This window comes from Streptomyces sp. GD-15H, assembly GCF_045291515.1.
GTDB lineage: Bacteria > Actinomycetota > Actinomycetes > Streptomycetales > Streptomycetaceae > Streptomyces.
Map to the genome: position 1 here is coordinate 5062293 of NZ_CP149447.1, position 16779 is coordinate 5079071.

Below are 16779 nucleotides of genomic sequence, written 5' to 3' on the forward strand. Positions count from 1 at the left end.
CCGTCAGAACGACTCGGCGCAGAGGGTGAACAAGTAGTCGCCGTCGACCTGGCCCGCCGGGTCGTTGCCGAGGTTGCCCGTCACGCCCTCGACGAGCCGGTCCAGGTCGCCCTTGGCCACCCCGAAGTCGCGCAGCCGGGCCGTCAGGCCCGCCGAGGCGAGGAGCCCGCCCACCGCGTCGTGCACGGTGTCGCCGCCCAGCAGTTCGGCGACCGCGGCGAACTCGTCCGGCACCAGGGGTGCGGTGTGCCGCAGCCAGCTCGGGTACAGCACCGCCAGGCCCCGGCCGTGCGAGATGCTCACCCCGGGCAGTGAGCCCATGGCCTGCTGCAGCCGGTGCGGCAGGCAGGTGCTGACGGTGGCGACGTTCACACCTCCCAGCAGGGCCGCACGGCACAGCGCCTCGCGGGCCTCGGGGGAGTCCTCGCCGCGCAGCACGCTCGGCAGATGCGTGGCGATCAGCTCGATGGCCTGGTGCGCCCTGGACCGGCTCGTCCCGTCCGCACGGGCCGCGACGCAGCCCTCGACGGCATGCGCGAACGAGTCGAAGACGGTGTCCGCCATGACCTCGCGCGGCACCGACGCGATCAGATCGGGGTCGACGATCGCGGTGCGCGGGAAGAGGGCGTCACCGCGGATGCCGGAGCGGAAGTTCCGTACCGTGTCCGTGATGATCGCCCCCTTGGTGACCTCCGAGCCGCTGCCGGCCGTCGTGGGGATCGCCAGCAGCGGCAGCGCGGGCGCCTCCGGGCCCAGCGTCACCCCGATGAGGTCGCGGACGCCGCCGCCCGACGGCGCGGTCACGCTCACGCCCTTGGCGGCGTCCAGGGCGCTGCCGCCGCCCACCCCGACGACGAGGTCGCAGCCCTGCGAGCGGGCCGTCGCGGTCGCCTCGTCCACCTCGTCCGACCTCGGGTTGGCCGACACCCGGTCGAAGACCGTGGCGCGGACTCCGGCGGACTCCAGGGACGTCGCGACCCGGTCGAGATAGCCGTGGGCCCGCGCCGCGCTCCTGCCGGTGACCAGCAGCGCGTGTGTGCCGAGCGCCCGGGCGTGCGTCCCCGCCCGGTCCAGCTCGCCGCGGCCGAACTCCACGTGGGTGGGGACGTCGAGGTCCAGCTTCATGTGCTCACTCCATCCATGACATCGTCGTCGGCCGGGCCGTGGCCGCCGGTTCCGGCGCGGGCGTTGTCGTGCAGCGCGTCCAGCACCGCGCACGTTCCGGTGGCGAGCAGTTCGAGCGCCGACCCGCCGCCCGTCGACACCGGGCCCGCCCAGGGGAGTTCGGCCACGGTGTCGCCGCCGAGCAGCAGGGTCCGGCCGGAGGAGCGGGACAGCGCGGACAGCACGGCGTCCGAGGACCGCACCTGCCCGTCGAGGTAGCGGGACGGCGTCCCGGCCAGTACGGCGCGGTCGGCGCCGGCCAGAGACTCGGCCGCCCACGGTTCGAGGTCGAAGTCCACGACGGCGTGGTCCGCCGGCACCCCGTCGGCGACCGCGGTGGGCCGGGCCGCGCCGGTGATCCGCCCGCCGTCCGTCGGCGCCGTCCACACCGTCCGCGGCACGTGGAGCCGTGCTTTCGCGGGTGTGTCCAGCACCTTCCGGACGGCGTCCAGGCAGGCGTCGGGCCGGCTTCCCAGGTCGGACGCGCCGACCTGGTGGCCCAGGGCGCGCAGCACCGTGTTGAGCACCACGCCGCCCGGTACGACCAGGTCGTAGCTGCGCATCGCGTGGACCAGGCCCACGAGGGTCTTCTCGGGCTTGCGCCCGCCGAGCACGGCCGCGCTGGACAGCCCGTCGTTCCGCCCCGCCCAGGGCGCGAGGAACCGGACCTCCGTCACCAGGCTCTCCGCGGCGTGGCCGGGGAGCAGGCGCAGGACACCGGTGTTGGAGGCGTGGGCACGGTGGGCCTTGGAGAAGCCGCCCACGGCGACCCGGTCGCCCAGCAGTGCGAACCTGCGGGCCAGGTCGGGGTCGTTCCGCTCCTCCCCGGCGTGGTGCCGGGTGTTGCCGAAGACGGCGATCTCACCCGGCGCCAGCGCCTCGGCGGTCCGCACCGCGGCGTCCGAGGCGTTCTCGGGGACGTACCGCACCGGCCGGCCCAGCCGCCGCGTGAGATGGGCGGCGGCATGGTCCAGCGCGGTCGCGCTGTTGTCGCGGTGACTGCCCTGGTGGGACAGCACGGCCACGCGTGCGCCCGACTCGGCGAGCCGGCGCAGGTCGGCCAGTTCGCTGTCGATTCGCCCGGTGCTGGTCAGAGCCGGATCCACGTTGAACCCGGCCGAGAAGATCCAACGCTCGCCCGCGGTGATGTGCCGTGCGCCCAGCAGCGGCACCCCGTCGAGCGGGCCCCGCCGTCCGGGGTCAGAGGCCATAGCTGCGCAGCCCGGTGGTCTCGTCGTGACCGAGCATCACGTTCATGTTCTGCAGGGCCGAACCGGCCGCGCCCTTGACCAGGTTGTCGGTGACGGAGACGACCTTGGCGATGCCGCGCCGGGCGTCGTAGTCCACTCCGATGTGGCAGAAGTTGGAGCCGACCACGCCCGCCAGGCTCGGGTACCTGCGGTAGTCCTTGTCCGTGAGCCCGCCGAGCTGCGGCTCGGCGTTGATCCGGACGAAGAACTCGCCGTCCGCCCCCGCGCCGTAGCGCTCCGTGTAGCGGGCGAGGAGCAGTTCGCGGGAGACCTCCTCGCGCAGCTCCTCCCGGACGCGGACGCCGGCCTGGATGTAGATGCCGCGGGCGAAGGGGCCGTGCGCGGTGCTGAGGTCGACGGTGACCGGACCTCCGGCCGGCCTGGAGAGCCGGTCCTCCAGCTCGGGCGCGTGCCGGTGGCCCTGGAGGCTGTACGGCAGCATGGACCCGAACACCTCGGCGTGCAGGATCTCGGTGCGCGGCTTGATCCCGGCGCCCGTGGTCCCGTTGACCGCCGCGATGTGCAGCGGCGCACCGGGGGCGGCGAGACCGGCGGACAGCAGCGGCTCGAGGCCGAGCAGCGCCGTGATGACGTAGCACCCCGGATTGGCCACCAGGCGCGCCTCGGGCAGCAGGTCCCGGTGGAATTCGGTGACGCCGTACACCGCTTCCGGGAGCAGTTCGGGGGCGGTGTGCTCGGCGCCGTACGTCCTTCGGTAGGCCTCCGGGTCGGCGAACCGGAAGTCGGCGCTGAGGTCGATCACCCGGGCGCCGGCCTTGAGCAGCTCGGGCGTGCGGCGCATGGCCTCGCCGGACGGCGTGCACAGGAAGACGACGTCCAGGTCGCCGACGGCCGCGGTGATCTCGTCGACGTCGTGGAACCGCAGTCCGGAGCCGAGCAGGTTCGGGTGGACCCGCTCGAAGGACTCCTCGCCGCGGGACGTCGGCAGGATCTCGGTCACCGCCGGGTGGCCGAGCAGGAGACGGCACATCTCGCCGCCGGTGTACCCGGTTCCCCCGATGACGGCGGCCCGTATGCCTTTGCTCATTCGCTCCATCCGTTCGTGAACTTGTCCGGGTCGGTGGTCACATGCAGCATGATCTTGCCGGTGGGCACATCGGCCCGGTCCATCAGGCGCAGCGCCGACTCCGCGTCGGCGAGCGGGAAGTGGTGGGTGACCATGGACAGCACGTCGAGGTGTCCCGCCGCGAGCAGGTCGATCACCTCGGTGAAGTCACGAGGCGTGGACAGGGCCGAACCGTGCACGGTCACCTCGCGCCCGACGAGTGCGTTGAGGTCGACCGGAGGCCGGTCCTCGAAGTAGCTGACGATCACGATGTCGCCGCCGGGCCGCACCGCGCGCAGTGCCTGGTCGGTCACGCCCGGATATCCTGCGGCGATCACCACGACGTCCGCCGGGCCGCCCAGGGCCGCCAGTGCCTCGGACACCGGGTCGCCGTCGCGGGCGTCGGCGTACGCGTCGGCGCCGAGCCTCCGGGCGAGTTCGCCCTTCTCGGGGCCGACGTCCACGCAGGCCACCGCGCCGTGGCCGAGCTGCCGGGCGGCGATCAGGCAGCTGAGTCCGATCGTGCCGGAGCCGAGGACGAGGACGCGGCGGCCGGCGCCGTCGCCGACGAGCCGTACGGCGTGCAGGCCGATGGACAGCGGCTCGACGAGCGCCCCGGCCACGGGGTGCAGGTCGGAGGGGAGCCGGTGGGCCATGTTGGGCCGGAGGACGACCAGTTCGGCGAACGAACCGGCCCAGTCGAGGTGGCTGAGGTTCAGCTTCCGGGTGCACAGGTGGGGCGCGTCGCGCAGGCACTCGACGCAGGAGTCGCAATGGGAGAAGGCCGCCGAGCACACCCGGTCCCCCGGAGCGAAGCCGGTCACCTCGCTGCCGACGGCCACCACGGTCCCGGAGAACTCGTGGCCGAGGACGGCGGGGGCCGTCTTGTAGGGGTGGGTGCCGCGGTAGGCGGCGAGGTCGGATCCGCAGACGCCGGTGGCGTCGACCCTGACGAGCAGTTCGGCGGGGCCGGGTTCGGGGGCGGCGACGCCCTGGTGGGTGAGGGACCGGTGGCCGGTGAGGACGGCTGCCTTCATGGTGTCGGTGGTCTCCGTGGTCGTCTTCACGCTCAGCACACCCTGTTCGTGGCCTGGCCGCCGGCGAGGACGGCGCGCAGCTCGCGGACCAGCAGTCGACCGACCCGGTCCTGGGCGTCGGTGGTGGTCGCTCCGATGTGCGGGGTGAGCACCACGTTGTCCAGGGCGGCCAGCGCCGGCGTGCCGGCCTCCTGTCCGTGCACGTCGAGGGCGGCGCCGGTGATCGACCCGTCCTTCAGCGCCCGCAGGAGGGCGTCCTCGTTCACGACGCCGCCGCGGGAGACGTTGATCAGGTACGAGCCGGCGTGCATCAGCGCCAGCTCCTCCGCGCCGATGAGGTCTCTCGTCCGTTCGGTGAGCGGCACCGCGAGGCACACCATGTCCGCGGTGCCGAGGAGGTCGCGCAGGTCGACCCGCGCGATGCCGCGGCCGCGCAACTCCTCGTCGCGCTCGGGCGTCACCCGGTCGGCGGCGGCGAGGACGCGCATGCCGAACGCCGTGCCGAGCTGCGCGATCCGGGAGCCGATCGGGCCGAGGCCCACCACGCCGAGGACGCGGTCCTCGAGTCCCGGGCCGGCGAGCTGCGGCTTCTTCCACCGCCCGGCCCGGATCTGCCGGTCCGCGAGGGCGATGTTGCGGGTCACGGCGAGCATGAGGCCGATGGCCAGCTCGGCCACCGCGGGTGCGGAGACGCCAGGGAGGTTGAACACCTGCACCCCGGCCGCGCGGCAGGCCGCGAGGTCGATGTTGTCGGTGCCCGAGCCTGCCCGCGCCACCACCTTCAGCCGGCGCCCGGCCCGGATGACCTCGGCGCCGATCGTCACGCCGCTGCGCACGACGAGGGCATCGGCGTCGGCGGCCAGCTCGAGGAGTTCCTCATGACCCGGGTGCAGCCGCACCACGACCTCGTGGTCCTGCTCCAGGTCCGCCAGGGCACCCGGGGACACGGGATCCAGTACGACGAGGCGCGCTCGAAAGCTCATGCCAAGATCCTGCCCTCCCGTGACACGCATTGGCAAGGAATTGCCAGAACCATTGACTAGGGCGGACTGGAGCGTGCTAGCTTCTCCCCGCGAAAGCCGCCGCATTGCAGAAAAAACATGCTGGTCAAGCTGCTGACACTGTGTGTCCGGTCGAGTCAGCCGGCCGAGCCGAAACACTGGGACCGTCACCCTAGAAAGGCTCTAGATGCTCAAGCGCCGCTATCCCTCATTCCGTTCCGTACTCGCGACGCACGACGTGGTCCGGGTGGCGGGTGCCCACCACGCGCTCAGTGGTGTCCTGGCCCAGGAGGCCGGATTCCAGGCGGTGTGGTCGTCGAGTTTCGAGGTGTCCGCCTCCCGATGCCTGCCCGACGCCAGCATCCTGAGCATGACCGAGTACCTGGAGGCGGCCGCCAACATCCAGAAGGCCCTCGACATCCCCGTCGTGGCCGACTGCGACACCGGATACGGCGGCAACTACAACGTCGCCCACATGGTCCACGAGTTCGAGGGCGCCGGCATCACCGCCGTGTGCATGGAGGACAAGCTGTTCCCCAAGATGAACAGCTTCGCGAGCGGCGGCCAGACGCTGCTCGACACCGCCGCCTTCGCGAGCAAGATCCAGACCGCCAAGACCGTGCAGGCCACCGAGGACTTCTTCGTCATCGCCCGCACCGAGGCGCTCATCGCCGGCGCGGGCGTCGACGAGGCCGTCACGCGCTGCAAGGCCTACGCCGACGCCGGCGCGGACGCCGTGCTCATCCACTCCAAGGCCCGCACCAAGGACGAGGTGCTCGCCTTCCTCGACCAGTGGGACAACCGCGTCCCGGTGGTCGTCGTCCCCACCACGTACCCGGACTGGCACATCGACGACGTGCGCAGCGCCGGTGTCTCCGTGGTCATCTACGCCAACCAGGGCATGCGCGCCGCGCTGACCACCCTGCGAAACACCTACCGCGCCATCTACGAGGCGGGCGACACCACGGCGCTGGAGGCGGAGATCGCCTCGGTGCGGGACATCTTCGACCTCCAGCGGATGGCCGACTGGCAGAAGCTCGGCGCGTGAACACGGCTCGTACGGCGAGACCCGGCGGACGGGGTGGAGGCGGGCAGCAGGCATGACAGTCATCACCAGGGCCGATGAGCTCCTCGACAGCGAGGTCTACCTCGATCTCCGCCAGTTGCTGGGCCGCCCCCTGTACCTGAAGTGCGAGGGCTTCAACTTCGCAGGATCGGTGAAGGTCCGGCCCGCGGCCTGGATGGTGGACACCGCACAGCGCGAGGGGATCATCGGCACGGACTCCATCCTGATCGAGTCCTCCTCGGGCAACCTCGGCGTCGCGCTCGCCGTCATCGCCGCGGCCAAGGGACTCAAGTTCGTCTGTGTCACCGACCCCAAGTGCAACCCGTCCGCGGCCGACCTGATGAAGGCCCTCGGCGCCGAGGTCGTGGTGGTCGACGAACCGGACGCCACCGGCAGCTATCTGGCGGCCCGCAAGGCCCATGTGCGCGAGCGCTGCGCGCAGGACCCGAGGTACGTCTGGCTCAACCAGTACGAGAACCCGGGGAACTGGGTCGCGCACTACGAGAACACCGCGGCCCTGATCGCCAAGCAGTTCCCCGGACTGGACACGCTGTTCATCGGCACCGGCACCGGGGGGACCCTCATGGGGTGCGCCCGCTACTTCCGGGAGCACCGCCCGAGCGTGCGCATCGTCGCGGTCGACACCGTGGGTTCGGTGAACTTCTCGGGCGAGCCAGGACCCCGGCACATACCGGGACTCGGGGCGAGCACGCCCATGCCGCTGATCGACCCCTCCGTCGTGGACGAGGTCCTGTGGGTCGAGGAGCCGGACGCCATCCGCATGTGCCGGCGGCTCGCCGCCCGCGGCGTCCTCCTCGGCGGGTCCTCCGGGACCGTGGTGAGCGCCGCTGTCCAGTGGCTGACGCGGCACGGCTCCGCGGAACACACCGCCGTGGCCATCGCCCCCGACCTCGGTGAGCGGTACATCGACACGATCTACAACGACGCCTGGGTGGCACGCCACTACCGCCACGACGCGCAGGACCTCTTGGAGCACCAGTGAACAACCCATCGGAGACACCGGACTTCTCCGTGGTCACGGGCGCCACCGTGCACCGCGTGCTGGACGGCGCGCAGCGGGATGTCTGCGACCTCGTCGAGCGGACCTACCTCCTGCACGGCGAGGCGGGCACCGTCAACCCGCCCTCCTACTTCCTGCGGTTCCCCGACCGGCCGACCGCCCGCATCATCGCCCTGCCCGCCTCCGTCGGCGGCGGGCGACCGGTCGACGGCCTGAAGTGGATCGCCAGCTTCCCCACCAACCTGGACCGTGGCATCCCGCGTGCGTCGGCCGTGCTCATCCTCAACGACCCGGTGACCGGATACCCGTACGCGTGCCTGGAGAGCTCCATCATCAGCGCCGTACGCACCGCCGCGTCGGCCGCCGTCGCGGCCCGTGCGCTCGCCGGGGACCGGCCCGCACCGCGCCGTGTCGGCTACGTCGGAACCGGCCTGATCGCCCGCTACCTGCACGACTACCTGTCCGTGCTGGGCTGGGAGCCGGAGGAGTTCGGCGTGTACGACCTGTCCCGGGAGTACGCCGAGGGGTTCGCCGGCCACGTGCGCGCGGCCGCGGACGGCGCCGCGGTCCGCGTCCACGACACCGCCGAGGACCTGATCCGCTCGTCGGACGTCGTCGTCCTCGCCACCACGGCCGCGGCACCCCACCTCACCGACCCGTCCTGGTTCGCCCACCACCCGCTCGTGCTGCACGTCTCGCTGCGCGACCTGGGCACCGACGTCATCCTCGACAGCGTCAACGTCGTGGACGACATCGAGCACGTCCTCAAGGCCGACACCTCCGTCCACCTCGCCGAACAACACACCGGGGGGCGGGACTTCATCGACGGGACGCTGTACGACGTGCTCACGGGCAAGGTCGCCGCGCCGGCCGACCGCACCGTCGTCTTCTCCCCGTTCGGACTCGGCGTACTGGACCTGGCCGTCGGCGACTTCGTCCACAGCCGGGCCCGGGAGAGGGGCGCACTCACCGTGGTCGACGGCTTCTTCCACGACCTCGAACGCCACCGCAGCCCCGTCACCCAGGGCGGTGCGCGATGACCGCCCGCCACGACTGGGCCGAGCTGCCCCTCGTCCCCGGCGCCGTGGACCGCGCCACCTCCTTGGCCCTGACCAGCGCCAAGGAGGTGGACACCGGCACCGGTGTCCTGGAGCACGTCGCCCGGCACGCCGAGCGCGACCCGGACCGTCCCGCGGTCACCGAGGGCGGGCGGACCCTCGGCTACCGCGCCCTGCTGCTCAGAGTCGCCGCGATCCGTGCCCTTCTGCTCGACGAGGGCGTGAGGACCGGGGACACCGTCGCCTGCGCGGGCCCGCGCAGTGCCGAGACCCCCGCCGTGTTCCTGGCCCTGGAGAGCCTCGGTGCCTCCTACCTGCCGATCGACCTCGACTGGCCGCAGGAGCGGGTCCGCGACGTGCTGGAGCGCAGCCGCGCCGTCCTCCTCCTGGACTACGCGGCCCTGACGGGCACTCCGGCCGGCCCCGCCCACGCGGCGGCCCGGACCGCGCGGGTCAGGGCCGTGCCCCTGTGCGCCGACGGCGCGGCGGACGCGGAGCCGCCCCGCGACGCCTCGGACCGCTCGCGGGAAACCCGCTACACGATCTTCACCTCGGGCACCACCGGGCGGCCGAAAGGCGCCACCGTCGAGCACCAGGGCATGCTCAACCACCTGTGGGCCAAGGTCGTGGACCTCTCCCTGGACGCCGACGCCGTGGTCGCCTTCACCGCCCCCCTCGTCTTCGACATCTCCATCTGGCAGATGCTCTGCCCGCTGCTCGTCGGCGGACACGTCGTGGTCGTGGACGACACCGTCATGCGCTTCCCCCGGCGGCTCGTCAAGACCCTCGACGCCCACCAGGTCACGGTCGTCGAGCTGGTTCCCACGGTCGTCGGCTGGCTGGTCGACGAGACCGTCCGGCGCGACCCAGCGCCCCTGCGGACCCTGCGGTGGCTGCTGTCCACCGGCGAGGAACTGCATCCGGCGGTGGCCGAACGCGCGGTGGCGGCCCTGCCCCACGCCGTCCTGGTCAACGCCTACGGGCCCACCGAGTGCTCCGACGACGTCACCCACCACGTGGTGACCCGGTCGGACCTGGAGCGCACCCGGCTCCCCGTCGGCGCGCCCGTCATCAACACGACGCTCTACCTCCTGCTGGAGGACGAGGAGGGCTGGCGGGCCGCGGAACCGGGCGAGTCCGGCGAGCTGTTCGTCGGCGGGACCGGCGTGGGCCTCGGATACCTCAACGACCCCGAGACCACCGCACGCGCCTTCTTCCGCGACCCGTTCGACCCGGCCTCGGCCACCGGACGGCTGTACCGCACCGGCGACCTCGCGCGGTTCGAGGAGGGCGTCGTCCACTACCTGGGCCGCGGCGACCGCCAGGTCAAGGTGGCGGGCGTCCGTATGGAGCTCGACGAGATCGAGGCGGTGCTCAGCCGCCATCCGGCCGTCACGAAATGCGCCGTCACGGTCAGCGGCGACGGCGAACGCAGCCAGCTGGTCGCGCACTACAGCCTGCGCGAGCCCGTGGCACCCGAAGAACTGCAGAACGCGGTGCGCGCCGCGGTCCCGCCGCCCATGGTGCCGCGGCGGTGGCGGGAGTGGGACGCGCTTCCCCTCACGCCCAACGGAAAGGTCGACCACCGCTCACTGCGGGCGGCCGTCAGCGAGGAGAAGACGCGATGACCACCACACCGGAGCGGACCGCACCGCACCACACCCCCGCCACCCCCGCCCTGCCGGCCCACGCCCGGCTGCTGCTCACCCTGGCCCGGCTGCGGCTCGACGCCGACCAGGAGCGCCTGGCCCGCTCCCTCGCCGGACGGGACGACCTCGACTGGGGCGCGTTCCTCGACGCCGCCGCCCGCCACAAGCTGCTGCCCATGGTCGGCCGCCACGTGTTCGCCCATCGCCTCGACCGCGAACGCGACGGGGTCAAGGGCTTCCCGTACGGCTGGGTGTTCACCACCTCCTACCTCGGCAACCGTGACCGCAACCTCGCCCTGTACGACGAGTTCGGCCGGGTGTTCCGGGAACTCGGCGACGCCGGTGTGCGGCACGCCGTGCGCAAGGGCTTCTCGCTCGCCGAGGGCGAGTACGGCGACCCCGGACTGCGGCGGATCAACGACGTGGACCTGCTGGTCGACCGGGACGACGTGCCCCGGGCCCACGAGGTCCTCGAGCGGCTCGGCTATACGCAGGGGCGGCTCGCCGAGGACGGCGAGCGGGTCCTGCCGTTCTCCCGGAAGACCCAGGTCTTCTGGCGCGTGAACCTGAGCAACCAGCTGCCGTACCTGAAGGCCGGACACCGCCCGGACGTCCCCGAGTTCAACGTGGACCTGTGTCACGACATCTTCCAGAAGAAGTCGGGCGTCAGCGCACCCGCGGCCGAGCTGCTCGACCGCGGTGTGCCCGCGGTCCTGTGCGGCGCCCCGACCTGGATCCCCGACCCCGCCGACCGCCTCCTCGACCTCTGCTCCCACCTGCACAAGGAGGCGACCAGCCTGCGGTTCATCGAGGACAGCGTCGATCTGCAGATCAGCAAGTTCCTCGACGTGGCGCTCGTCGCCGGAAGCTACGACGAGACCGTCTGGCGCGCTTTCCTGACCCGGGTCGGGGAGTACGGGGCCGGCCCCATCGCGTACTACGCCCTGCACTTCACGGCGGAGCTGTACCCGGGTGCGGTGCCGCAGGAGGTGCTCGCCGCGCTCCGGCCGGACGACCTCGCGTACCTGGAGCAGTACGGAACCCTCGACGGCCAGACGGCCCGCTGGGCGTCGCCCTTCCTCGAACGGCTCTTCGACACCGGCCGCAAGGACGGCAGCGAGCGTTCGAACGTCCCCCATGACTGATCCGGGCGGTCTGCCGAGGGGCACCACCGTCACCTCGTCAACCCCCGCCCCCCCACCGACATCGGGAACATCCATGAACACACCTTGGGACAGCCGCTTCGAGGCGCTGGTGCTGCGGCATGTCGACCTCGGCCGGGACGGCGGACTGCGGCCGGACGACGATCTGCTGGGCCACGGTCTCGACTCCATAGCCATCGTCGAACTCGTCGTCTCCCTGGAGGAGACCTACGACATCGAGATCCCCGACGAGCGGCTCACCCAGAAGTCGTTCACGACTCCGTACACCCTGTGGTCGATCGTCTCCGGGCTGGTCGACCGGGAGGGCGTCGCGTGATCGTCTCACTCGTGGGCTCGGACGGGGCCGGCAAGTCGACCGTCTCGCGGCTGGCCACCGAGCGGCTGGCCGCGGCCGGGACGACGATCGAGCGGGTCGACCGCTGGGACATCGTCGACAACCCGGCGTACCCGGCGACCCGCTTCATGAAGCCGGACGTCCCCGACACCCGGCTCTGCGTCGCGGAGATGCCGAACCCGACCCGGTTCCTGTTCCTGATGTGGTCCATCTCCCACGCCCTGCTGGCCCGGACCCCTCCGGCGGTTCGCACCGGCTCGGTCACCCTGCTCGACGGCTACTGGATGAAGCACGCCGCCAGCGAGATCGTCTACGGCCTGGACCGCACCTGGGCGGAGGGCGTCGTCTCCGCCCTCCCCGTCTCCGACCAGGTCGTCTACCTGCGGATCGACCCGAAGCGGGCCTGGGAGCGCAAGGTCGGACGGGACGTCGTCCCCTACGAGTGCGGGATGGACCCCGCGTGCTCGCGGGAGAGCTTCCTGGCCCACCAGAACCGCATCCTCGACGTGCTCGACGACTGGGCCGCGTGCTTCGGATGGCTCACCGTCGACGCCGCGGAGCCCCTCGACGACGTGGTCGACGGGGTCGTCGCCAAGGTGTCCGGGGCGCTCGCGGAGGGGCGGTGAGCGCCCCGCCGGCGACCCCGCCCCCCGTTCGGGCGGGGGAGCCGCGCACCCTCGTGGTCAAGGTCGGCGGCAGCCTCGTCTCCGACAAGCGCACCGACGACCACCTCGACGCCGCGGCCGTGCGCGACTACGCCACGCTCGTCGCCGACCTCGTACGGACCTTCCCGGGCCGGACGGTGTTCGTGGCCGGCGGCGGGGCCCTGGGGCACGGGGCGGTCCGCGACCTCGACGCGGCGGACGACTTCGCCACCCTCGGTCTCACCCGTGCCACGTTCGCCGTCAAGTGGGCCTGGACCACGGCCTTCCGGGAATCGGGCATCCGCGCCATGCCGCTCCAGGTCGCGGCCATGTGTGCCGACCGAACCACCGGTGCCGTCGCCGACCTCACGGTGGTGCGCAGGCTGCTCGCCGAAGGCGTGCTGCCGGTGCTCTCCGGCGACTGCATCCTGACCGCCGACGGCGGCCTGCGGATCTACGGCAGCGACCACGTGCCCGGCATGCTCGTCGACCCGTCCCTGGCCCCCGTACGGATCGTCACGCTCACCGACGTCCCCGGCATCCTGACCGGGGCCGAGCGGGACGGCCCCGTCCTGCCCTGGGTCAGCCCCGACGACCCGGCGCCCGCGCACGGCCTGGTGTGGGAGACCGCATCCTGGGACACCAGCGACGCCATGCGCGGCAAGGTCGACGCCATGGTGGCGCACGCCCGGCGCGGAGCCGAGTGCGTGATCACCCGCGGCGACCGCACCGCGGCCTCGCTGCGCCACCTGCTCTCGCCGATGAGCCAGTGGCCCGCGGACGTGCCGCACACCCTGATCTCCAGGCGTCCCCCCACCCCGCACCCGGCCGGGGACGCCGGTGCGGACGATCCCGACCGCCTCCCGCCGATCCCGTCCCACCACCGCTGCACATCAGCCCGCCCCTGAGGAGATTCCGGCATGTCCGTCACCACCGCCACACCTGCCGCCGGTCGCCTGGTGCTGCTCAACCCCGGTCCGGTCAACGTCCACGAGGACGTGCGCGCCGCCATGACCACGCCCGACCAGTGCCACCGCGAGCCGGAGGCCGCCGCGCTGATGACCCGGGTGCGCGAGAAGGCCACCCGCGTCTGCGGCGGCGACGACGCCTTCACCTCGGTGCTGCTCGCCGGATCGGGAACCGCCGCGCTGGAGGCCGCGTTCTCCTCCATCGTCCCCGCGGACGGCCGCATCCTGATCCTCGACAACGGCAACTACGGCGAGCGGCTGTGGCGCATCGTCGACGTGCACGGCATCCCGCACCGCCGCATGGAGTTCGGCTGGTGCAACCCGATCGACGTGGACGCCGTCGACCGCGCCCTCGCCGAGGATCCCGGCATCACCCACGTCGGCCTCGTCCACCACGAGACCAGCACCGGCATGCTCAACCCGCTCCGGGAGATCGGCGCGGTCGTCGCCAAGCACGGCCGGCAGTTCGCCGTGGACGCCATCAGCAGCCTCGGCTCGGAGCGGCTCGATCTGGTGGCCGACCACATCGACTGGTGCGTGGGCACCGCCAACAAGTGCCTCGAAGGCCTGCCCGGCGTCAGTTTCGTCACCGCCTCGCGCCACCGGCTCGAGGAGCTGAAGGACGTGCCGGCCCGCACCTTCTATCTGGACCTGTACGGCCACTTCGTCTCCCAGGACCGCAAGAACGCCCCGCTGTTCACCCCCGCCCTCCAGGTCATGGCCGCCTTGGAGGAGGCCCTCGACCGCTCCCTCGAGGAAGGCGTCGAGGGCCGCGGCGCCCGCTACACCGCGCTCGCCGCGCAGATCCGCGACGGCATGGCCGAGCGCGGGGTCCGCTTCCTGCTGCCGGCCGAGCAGCGCGCCAACTCCGTGACGAACGTGTACGTGCCCGAGGGCATGACGTACGACGAACTGCACGACGGCCTCAAGGCCGAGGGGTACGTCGTCTACTCCACGCAGGAGCAGTTGGAGCGCGTCTTCCGGGTCGCCAACATGGGCCAGCTGACCAGCGACGACATCGCGGGCTTCTTCGCCGCCTTCGACCGTGTGGTCGCCAAGTACGCCGACCGGGTTGTGTGACCGGGCCGGAACGGCATGCTCCCACCCTTCCGACCAAGGAGATCCCCCGTATGCGCTCCAACCGACTAGCCATCGTCGGCGCGGGCCCCAGCTGCACCTATGTGCTGGACCGGCTCGCCGCGACGGCGAAGGCGGCGGAGAAGCCCCTGTCCCTCGACATCCACATCTTCGACCGTGCGGGACAGTTCGGTGCCGGTCAGGTGCACAGCCCCGACCAGCCGGCCACCAGCTTCCTCAACCGCATCGTCGGCCAGGTGGCGTTCGCCGCGGACGCGAGCGTCGTCGGCGCCGGACCGCTGCTGCCGAAGGAGGACCGGCCCACCCTGCTCGAGTGGTGCCGCGCCAAGTACGAGGAGACCGGGGACCCCGTCTTCGACCTGGCCGCCGAGGACTGGCCCAAGCGCTACGTCCACGGCCTGGCCCTCGCCGATCAGTTCCAGCGGTATACGACGATGCTGCGGGAAGTGCCCGGCGTGGAGGTCCATGTGCACCACAGGGAGGTGACCGACCTCGAGGAGCTGCCGGACGGCAGGCTGGCCGTCATCGCCGGCGACGGCGGGCGCGTCCTCGACGCCGACCACGTCCTGATGCTGACCGGTCACTCCTCCAACGACCCGGCCCGCTACCCGCGGCAGGCAGAGTGGGCCCGCTTCGCCGAGCGGCACCAGGCGGTCCTCGTCCCCTCCGCCTACCCGCTGGAGGACGCCTTCGAGCCCGGCCAGGCCGGCCCGGCAGCACCGTCGGCTGCGTCGGCATGGGACTCACCGGCATCGACGTCATCCTGCTCCTGACCGAGGGCCGGGGCGGCGTCTTCGAGGAGCAGCCCGACGGCACCCTCGCCTACCAGGCGTCCGGTCGGGAGCCCGACTCCATCGTCATGTTCAGCCGCGCCGGGCTGTTCACCTTCGCCCGCCCCTACAACGCCAAGGAAAGCAATCCCGAGGAGCTGGAGCACCGGGGCGTCTTCCTCGTCGAGGAAGCGGTGCACCGGTTGCGCCGGTCCGTCGGCAGGCCCGTCACCATCGGAGGCATCGAGCAACGGCAGCTCGACTTCCGCGACCACGTCTTCCCCGTGATCGTGCTGGAGATGGCCCACCTGTACTACACCACCCTGCTCGGCGCCGAGTTCGGCCGGCGGCTGGAGGCGGTCGCCCGGCCCGAGTACGAGACCTTCCTCGCCGACGGCGGCCGCGGCGCCCGGTCCGACGTCTCCGTCCAGCGTCTCCTCGCCCCGCTGGAGGCCCTTGTGGACGAGGCCGTGGAGACGGTCGACGGGCTCCTCGGCGGCACGCTGGACCTCGCCCGGGCCAAGGAACGCGAGTGGGACGCCGAAGCCGCGCTGCGCCGGGTCCTGGACGTGGTCTTCGGGCCCGAGCAGGCGGCCGCCCTCGCGACGCGGCTCGACGACCCCGCGGAGTTCGCCGTCGCCGTCGCCGCCGCCGAGTCCCCCTGGCGGCACCCGAAGAGCGTCGGCGCCCAGCGGTTCTCCTGGGAGCGCTCGATCCGGCCGATCGACCGCGGCTCGTTCGCCACGCCCGAGGAGTACCGGGCGGCGATGCTCGACTTCCTCGACCTCGACCACCGCTGGGCCGCGCAGGACAACCTGTCCAACCCGGCGAAGGCGGCGGCCGACGGCGTCTGGCGCGACCTGCGGGACGTCCTGGCGAAGGCGGTCGACTTCGGCGGGCTGCACGCCGCGTCCCACCGCGACTTCCTCGACGTCTTCATGCGTCACCACAACCGGCTCTGCAACGGTGCCGCGCTCGAGGTCATGGAGAAGATCCGCGCCCTGATCCGGCACGGCCTGGTCGATGTCTCGGCCGGCCCGGAGGCCGAGGTGGCGCCGGACGAGGGCAGCGGCCGCTTCGTGGTGCGCGGCGGCGTCACCGGCGCCGTCCTGCCGGTCGACATCCTGGTCGACTCGCGCGTCCACCCCTTCGACGCCGAGAACGACGTCCTGCCGCTCTACCCGAACCTGCTGCGGCGCGGACTCGTCAGCAAGTGGCGCAACCCGGGCATCGACGAGCCGGACTTCGCACCCGGTGGCCTCGACCTGACGGAGGACTTCCACCCGGTGCGCGCCGACGGCGAGGTGGACCGGCGGCTCACGATGCTCGGCCCGCCGAGCGAGGGTGTGATGTTCTTTCAACTGGGCGCCCTGCGCCCGAACCAGAACCACCACGTCATGCAGGACATCCTGCGCTGGATGCGGGAGTTCTGGGGGCAGGATGGCACCGTCGCCGGGACCGGCGACCCGCGCGTCACCACGGAGGTGTGA

Annotated in this window: 16 protein-coding genes; 11 read left to right on the forward strand and 5 right to left on the reverse strand. The window is 72.2% G+C overall.

Annotated features, from left to right (window positions below; translation table 11 throughout):
- Positions 1-3 precede the first annotated feature (3 nt).
- From WJ438_RS24115 to WJ438_RS24135, 5 genes are read right to left on the reverse strand one after another with little or no spacing between them, the layout of a single operon-like run.
- Positions 4-1125 carry an iron-containing alcohol dehydrogenase gene (locus WJ438_RS24115; protein WP_406727086.1) on the reverse strand — a complete coding sequence of 374 codons (1122 nt, stop codon included), beginning with the start codon at positions 1123-1125 and terminating at the stop codon, positions 4-6.
- On the reverse strand, positions 1122-2375 hold the full coding sequence (pgk, locus tag WJ438_RS24120; RefSeq protein ID WP_406727087.1) for a phosphoglycerate kinase: 1254 nt from the start codon (positions 2373-2375) through the stop codon (positions 1122-1124). The genes WJ438_RS24115 and pgk overlap by 4 nt, the downstream gene beginning before the upstream one ends.
- Positions 2365-3462: an N-acetyl-gamma-glutamyl-phosphate reductase gene (gene argC / locus WJ438_RS24125; RefSeq protein WP_406727088.1), complete on the reverse strand. Its 1098-nt coding sequence runs from the start codon at positions 3460-3462 to the stop codon at positions 2365-2367. The genes pgk and argC overlap by 11 nt, the downstream gene beginning before the upstream one ends.
- Positions 3459-4547: a zinc-binding dehydrogenase gene (locus WJ438_RS24130; RefSeq protein WP_406727089.1), complete on the reverse strand. Its 1089-nt coding sequence runs from the start codon at positions 4545-4547 to the stop codon at positions 3459-3461. Before WJ438_RS24130 ends, argC begins: the two co-directional genes overlap by 4 nt.
- A 2-nt stretch (positions 4548-4549) precedes the next feature.
- On the reverse strand, positions 4550-5500 hold the full coding sequence (locus WJ438_RS24135; protein ID WP_406727090.1) for a hydroxyacid dehydrogenase: 951 nt from the start codon (positions 5498-5500) through the stop codon (positions 4550-4552).
- Positions 5501-5705: 205 nt separating this feature from the next.
- On the opposite strand from WJ438_RS24135, the gene WJ438_RS24140 reads away from it, so the two are divergent.
- From WJ438_RS24140 to WJ438_RS24190, 11 genes are all read left to right on the forward strand, one after another.
- Positions 5706-6566, forward strand: a complete 861-nt coding sequence (locus WJ438_RS24140) for an isocitrate lyase/phosphoenolpyruvate mutase family protein (protein ID WP_406727091.1) — start codon at positions 5706-5708, stop codon at positions 6564-6566.
- Positions 6567-6618: 52 nt separating this feature from the next.
- Positions 6619-7587, forward strand: a complete 969-nt coding sequence (sbnA, locus tag WJ438_RS24145; protein WP_406727092.1) for a 2,3-diaminopropionate biosynthesis protein SbnA — start codon at positions 6619-6621, stop codon at positions 7585-7587.
- A complete protein-coding gene (gene sbnB / locus WJ438_RS24150; RefSeq protein ID WP_406727093.1) occupies positions 7584-8645 on the forward strand; it encodes a 2,3-diaminopropionate biosynthesis protein SbnB in 1062 nt (353 codons plus the stop codon). The genes sbnA and sbnB overlap by 4 nt, the downstream gene beginning before the upstream one ends.
- Positions 8642-10291: an amino acid adenylation domain-containing protein gene (locus WJ438_RS24155; RefSeq protein WP_406727094.1), complete on the forward strand. Its 1650-nt coding sequence runs from the start codon at positions 8642-8644 to the stop codon at positions 10289-10291. Before sbnB ends, WJ438_RS24155 begins: the two co-directional genes overlap by 4 nt.
- Positions 10288-11457, forward strand: a complete 1170-nt coding sequence (locus WJ438_RS24160; RefSeq protein ID WP_406727095.1) for a nucleotidyltransferase family protein — start codon at positions 10288-10290, stop codon at positions 11455-11457. The genes WJ438_RS24155 and WJ438_RS24160 overlap by 4 nt, the downstream gene beginning before the upstream one ends.
- 73 nt (positions 11458-11530) lie before the next feature.
- The gene (locus tag WJ438_RS24165) at positions 11531-11791 is read left to right on the forward strand and encodes a phosphopantetheine-binding protein (RefSeq protein WP_406727096.1); all 261 of its coding nucleotides are present in this window, start codon (positions 11531-11533) and stop codon (positions 11789-11791) included.
- The gene (locus tag WJ438_RS24170; RefSeq protein ID WP_406727097.1) at positions 11788-12435 is read left to right on the forward strand and encodes a thymidylate kinase; all 648 of its coding nucleotides are present in this window, start codon (positions 11788-11790) and stop codon (positions 12433-12435) included. Before WJ438_RS24165 ends, WJ438_RS24170 begins: the two co-directional genes overlap by 4 nt.
- Positions 12432-13361, forward strand: a complete 930-nt coding sequence (locus tag WJ438_RS24175; protein ID WP_406727098.1) for a hypothetical protein — start codon at positions 12432-12434, stop codon at positions 13359-13361. The genes WJ438_RS24170 and WJ438_RS24175 overlap by 4 nt, the downstream gene beginning before the upstream one ends.
- Positions 13362-13373: 12 nt before the next feature.
- Entirely contained in the window at positions 13374-14501 is a 1128-nt protein-coding gene (locus WJ438_RS24180; protein WP_406727100.1) for a 2-aminoethylphosphonate aminotransferase, read from the forward strand.
- A gap of 50 nt (positions 14502-14551) precedes the next feature.
- Positions 14552-15292 (forward strand): FAD/NAD(P)-binding protein, encoded by a 741-nt coding sequence (locus tag WJ438_RS24185; protein ID WP_406727101.1) that lies wholly within the window; start codon positions 14552-14554, stop codon positions 15290-15292.
- On the forward strand, positions 15256-16779 hold the full coding sequence (locus WJ438_RS24190; RefSeq protein ID WP_406727102.1) for a hypothetical protein: 1524 nt from the start codon (positions 15256-15258) through the stop codon (positions 16777-16779). Before WJ438_RS24185 ends, WJ438_RS24190 begins: the two co-directional genes overlap by 37 nt.